Source organism: Acinetobacter sp. A3 (genome assembly GCF_012371415.1).
GTDB lineage: Bacteria > Pseudomonadota > Gammaproteobacteria > Pseudomonadales > Moraxellaceae > Acinetobacter.
The window spans coordinates 1-817 of record NZ_JAAZQW010000095.1 but is presented as its reverse complement, the minus strand read 5'-3'; the positions used below and the strand labels follow the sequence as shown (position 1 = coordinate 817).

Below are 817 nucleotides of genomic sequence, written 5' to 3'. Positions count from 1 at the left end.
CTGCTTGGTCTGCAACTGCTTGTGCACCAGAACCCGCAACCAATACAGTGATATCACCACCGATTTTTTGAGCTGCAGCAACAACGTTTAATGTTGCACCATTTAGTGCTTTATTGTCGTGCTCAGCGATAACTAAAATACTCATGATTTTTATCCTTCTGTATTAGATCACTTTCGCTTCGTTTTTCAATTTTTCTACAAGTTCGTCTACAGATTTCACTTGTACGCCCGCTTTACGCTCAGCAGGTGCTTCAACTTTTACAGTTTTAAGCTTAGTACCTGTTGCTACGCCATAATCTGCAGGAGATTTGGTGTCTAGCGGTTTTTTACGTGCTTTCATGATGTTTGGAAGTGCCGCATAACGTGGCTCATTCAAACGTAAGTCAGTTGTAACAATTGCTGGAAGTGCAAGCTCAACAGTTTGCAAACCACCATCAATTTCACGCGTTACTTGAACTTTATCGCCATCCACTTTTACTTCTGAAGCAAAAGTACCCTGACCTGCACCCAGTAAAGCACCTAGCATTTGACCAACTTGGTTAGAGTCGTCATCAATGGCTTGCTTACCCAATAGAATAAGTTGTGGTTGTTCTTGCTCAACAACACCTTTTAAGATTTTAGCCACTTCAAGTGCACCAATCTCATCAGCTGTTTCAACCAAAATACCACGGTCTGCACCAAGCGCCATTGCAGAACGGATTTGTTCTTGCGCTTCTTTAGGACCAATGGATACCACGACGATTTCTGAAACAGTTCCTTTTTCTTTTAAACGAACCGCTTCTTCCACTGCGATTTCACAGAATGGGTTAATTGACAT

At 42.1% G+C, this 817-nt stretch carries 1 protein-coding gene and 1 pseudogene; both read right to left on the bottom strand.

What is annotated here, in order from left to right; genetic code table 11:
* Nucleotides 1-145, bottom strand: a pseudogene (locus HHA42_RS13370) (electron transfer flavoprotein subunit alpha/FixB family protein); the annotation flags it as partial.
* A gap of 18 nt (nt 146-163) precedes the next feature.
* The coding region (locus tag HHA42_RS13365) for an electron transfer flavoprotein subunit beta/FixA family protein (RefSeq protein ID WP_168526870.1) at nt 164-817 on the bottom strand (654 nt) is incomplete at its 5' end.